Source organism: Frankia sp. CeTa3Moorea, from assembly GCF_978021225.1.
The window spans coordinates 1-3,768 of the sequence record NZ_CDXDOR010000258.1 but is presented as its reverse complement, the minus strand read 5'-3'; the positions used below and the strand labels follow the sequence as shown (position 1 = coordinate 3,768).

General features: G+C 70.8%; 4 protein-coding genes and 1 tRNA gene. 3 read left to right on the top strand and 2 right to left on the bottom strand.

Annotated features, from left to right (window positions below; all coding sequences use genetic code 11):
- Window positions 1–413 (top strand): C40 family peptidase (locus tag AC08OV_RS23900; RefSeq protein ID WP_476620360.1); only part of this gene is annotated, 413 nt, incomplete at its 5' end.
- Window positions 414–490: 77 nt separating this feature from the next.
- Here the strand turns inward: AC08OV_RS23900 and AC08OV_RS23895 are convergent.
- Window positions 491–1,183 (bottom strand): metal-dependent transcriptional regulator, encoded by a 693-nt coding sequence (locus AC08OV_RS23895; RefSeq protein WP_476615998.1) that lies wholly within the window; start codon window positions 1,181–1,183, stop codon window positions 491–493.
- A gap of 245 nt (window positions 1,184–1,428) precedes the next feature.
- Here AC08OV_RS23895 and AC08OV_RS23890 point away from each other — a divergent pair, with 245 nt between their 5' ends.
- Together AC08OV_RS23890 and AC08OV_RS23885 are read left to right on the top strand one after the other, a co-directional pair.
- Window positions 1,429–1,653 (top strand): DUF3039 domain-containing protein, encoded by a 225-nt coding sequence (locus tag AC08OV_RS23890; protein WP_023839854.1) that lies wholly within the window; start codon window positions 1,429–1,431, stop codon window positions 1,651–1,653.
- A gap of 222 nt (window positions 1,654–1,875) precedes the next feature.
- Window positions 1,876–1,948: transfer RNA gene (locus AC08OV_RS23885), tRNA-Arg, on the top strand.
- Window positions 1,949–2,064: 116 nt separating this feature from the next.
- Here the strand turns inward: AC08OV_RS23885 and AC08OV_RS23880 are convergent.
- Window positions 2,065–3,768: SulP family inorganic anion transporter (locus AC08OV_RS23880; RefSeq protein WP_476615999.1), on the bottom strand; the 1,704-nt coding region annotated here is incomplete at its 5' end.

Genomic DNA, 3,768 nt, shown 5'->3' with positions numbered 1-3,768 from the left:
CCCCCAGACCCACTGCGTCAGGCCCGAGCAGTCGAAAGACTTCGGCCCCGCCGACGGGCGGCGGTGGCGCGTCGCGCGCGGTGCAGGAGGCATACGCCCAGCTGGGCAAGCCCTACGTGTGGGCCGCGGCGGGGCCGAAGTCTTTCGACTGCTCGGGCCTGACGCAGTGGGTCTGGGGGAAGGCCGGGGTCTCGCTGAGCCACTACACCGGATCACAATGGAATGAGGGGCGCCGCGTGGACCGGGCGGGCCTCATTCCCGGTGATCTCGTCTTCTTCTATGCCAATCTTGATCATGTCGGGATCTATATCGGGGGCGGGAAGATGATCCACGCTCCGCGGACCGGGGAGGTGGTCAGGGTGGAGAAGATCTGGTGGTCGAGCTTCCGGGGGGGCGTGCGGCCGGGAGCGTGACACCATCGGCCGTCGGCGGAAGCGATCAGGACGGCGACGGCGACGGTGCCGTGGGCGACGGGTCAGCGGTCGATGGGTCAGCGGTCGACGTAGACGAGAGCCGCGGTGCTACGGCTGATCTCCGCGTCGGTCTGGCCGTTGGGGGTGACGATGTGGATCAGGTTGCCGCGGGAGCCCGGCGTGATCTGCGCGCCGGGGACGATCGCGGCGTCCTGAAGCCGGCGCATGATGCTTTCGTCCGTCTGCAACCGCTCGGAGATCCAGCTCACCGTGACCGGCCTGCCACCGCCGGACGATGCGAGGTCGGCCGACGCCAGTAGGCTCACCGGGGCGGAGGTCGGCCGCGCCGTGGTGTGGTGCTGCCGGGAAGGCGGGATCTCGTTACCGAACGGGCAGCGCTTTGGATCGCCGAGCAGGACGGTGAGGCGCGCCTCGACCTCGTCGGAGATTACATGCTCCCACCGGCAGGCCTCGTTGTGTACCAGCGCCCAGTCCAACCCAATGACTTTCGTGAGCAGCAGCTCGGCCAAACGGTGCTTGCGCATGACGGCGGTGGCCCGCAGCAGGCCCTTCTCCGTGAACTGCACGGTCCGGTCGTCGGCGAGGGACACCAGCCCCTCGTTGGCCAGGCGAGCCGTCGACTCGCTCGCGGCCGGCGCGCTGACATGCAGGCGCTCCACCAGACGCGCGCGCAGCGGGGGGATGCCCTCCTCCCTCAGCTCGTACAGGGTTCGGAGGTACATTTCGGTACTGTCGATCAATCCAGTCACCGGTCTCCTTCGTCCTTATCCAGGGTACGCCCCCTCCGGGAGTCACAAGAGCCATCTGCCCCCCGAAGGCCATGCCGGCCGGCCGGTTTCGATGTCCCGTCGCCCCCTTCCCGCGGACCGGGGTCGGTGTTCCACGACGTGTTCCATGGCTTCGGTCCGGCGGCGTGTCCTCGTGCGGCACCCGTCCCGCGCGCGGGCTTGCACCCAGGGCCGGCATCGGCGCCCGCGGCACTAGACTTGACGCCATGAGCACGACTCAGATCGCGCCCGAGACATCGAACACCCAGACGGACGAAGGTGACGATCACTCTCACTACGCCCGTCGTGAGGAGATCGTTCGTGCGTCCATCGAGGGTGGCCGGGTTACGGCGTTGTGCGGCTACAAGTTCGAACCGGTGCGGGATCCCTCGCGTTTCCCGATCTGTCCGAAATGCAAGGAACTCGTCGAGATGGCCGAGCAGTTCGGCTGATCGCGCCGCGCCGTGCCGGTACACAGTGCCGGGCGGCCACGGTCCTCGATGGCTGTCATGAGCCTTCGGTAATAATCGGTCGTCGCAGTAGATCGAGCGTGTCGGCGGGCTGTGGACGGTGTGCGGATGCCCTGCCGATCGGGATCCATGGTGTCCCCCGGGCCGGCCGCTCCGCGACCCCGTATGATCTGTTGCACGAGCCAGACTCGATGTCCCTCGCCGGCCCCAGTAGCTCAGTGGATAGAGCGACCGCCTCCTAAGCGGTAGGCCGCAGGTCCGATTCCTGCCTGGGGCACATCCGTCATGTCGATCGCCGCCTCCGGTCGGTGGGACCAGAGTCCCCTGCGGGGCGAGCTGCGTTGCGAGCCGCGCGACCGCGGCTGACGCCGCGCCGGCTCAGGTCGCGCGGGCTCAGGTGGGGACGGCAGCCAGGGCGCCGGTGTGGTGGAGATGGTCCCGGGCGGCCTGGATGGCCGACGGGGTGGAGCCGAACAGGCGTCCCTGGCCGCGCAGCCGGTCCACCAGACCGACGGCGGCCACCGCTTTGGCGTGCTCGGGTCGCAGCCCTGACACATACACCTTGACGCCGCGGTGTTCGAGCCGGTCGATGACGTCGCGCAGGACGAGGGCGCCGGTGCCGTCGACGGCGCTGACCCGGGACAGCCGGAGGATGAGGATCTCGACGTCGGCCACCTCGGTGAGCTCCAGCAGGAAGCGGTGGGCGGCGGCGAAGAACAGGGGGCCGTCGATACGGTAGGCGACGATGTGCTCGGCGAGCAGCGCGTGTTCGGAATCGTGATGATCGCCAGGGTCCAGTGGCACCTCCTCGACCCGCGCGGTTCGGGCGATCGCGCGCAGGGCGAGGGCGCCGGTGACCGTGAGGCCGAGGACGACAGCGATGACGAGGTCGAGCGTAAGGGTCGCCCCGGCGGTCAGCGCCATGACCAGGGCATCGGAGTGTGACGCACGGCCGAGGGTGCGCAACGAGGAGACCTCGACCATCCGCACCGCCGTGGCGAGCAGAACACCGGCGAGCGCGGCGAGCGGGATGCGCGCGACCAGGGGGGCGGCGGCGAGCATCACCCCGGCCAGGACCACGGCGTGCGCGAGGGCGGCGAGCCGGGACGAGGCACCCGAGCGGACGTTGACCGCGGTGCGGGCGATCGCGCCGGTGGCGGGCACCCCGCCGAACAGCGGGACGGCAAGGTTGGCCAGCCCTTGGCCGAACAGCTCCCGGTCGGGGTCGTGGTTCTGGCCGACGGTCATCCCGTCGGCGACACTGGCCGAGAGCAGGCTCTCCAGGGCGGCGAGCGCGGCCACGGCGACGGCGGCCGTGGCGAGCGTCGGGATCGCGGTGATATCGAGGAAGCCGAGCGAGGGACCGGGCAGGGTGGCGGGGATCGCGCCGAGGGTCGTGACGTCCCACCCGCGGGCCGTGACGAGGGCCGTCGCGAGGGCCACGGCGAGCAGCGAGAACGGGACCGTGGGCCGCAGCCGGGCGCCGACCAGCATCGTCGCCGCGACGCCGACGGCAAGCGCGAGTGCGAGCCAGTGCGGCCGGTGGACGAAGTCGGCTACAGCCGCCCAGGCCACGCCGGTCACCCGGTCACCGTTCCGGGCGCGTACTCCCAGGGCCGGGGGAACCTGCTGAAGGAAGATCACCGCGGCGATGCCGACGGTAAATCCCTCCACCACGGGCGCCGGCACATATCGCACGGAGCGGCCGACCCGCAGGACTGCGAGTGCGAGCAGGATTATCCCGGCGAGCAGCCCGACGGTCAGCACACCGGCCGGCCCGTGCCGGTGCACGATCGGCACGAGCACGGCGGTCATCGCGCCGGTCGGCCCGGACACCTGCAGGTTCGACCCCCCGAAGACCGCTGCGAGAGCACCCGCCACGATCGCCGTTACCAGCCCGGCGGTCGCGCCGAGGCCGGAGGAGACCCCGAACCCCAGCGCGAGCGGCAGCGCGACCACCGCAACGGTCATCCCCGCGAGCAGGTCACGGCCTGGCTGGCGGCGCATGCTCTCGATATCGGCCCGGCCGGGCAGGAGCCGGCCGAGTTCCAGCCGGCCGAGTGGCCTGGACCAGCGTGACGGGGCCGTCCTTATGGG

Excerpts from the sequence above, each read along its gene's own strand:
- AC08OV_RS23890 (WP_023839854.1), top strand. The coding sequence starts at position 1,429 with ATGAGCACGACTCAGATCGCGCCCGAGACATCGAACACCCAGACGGAC.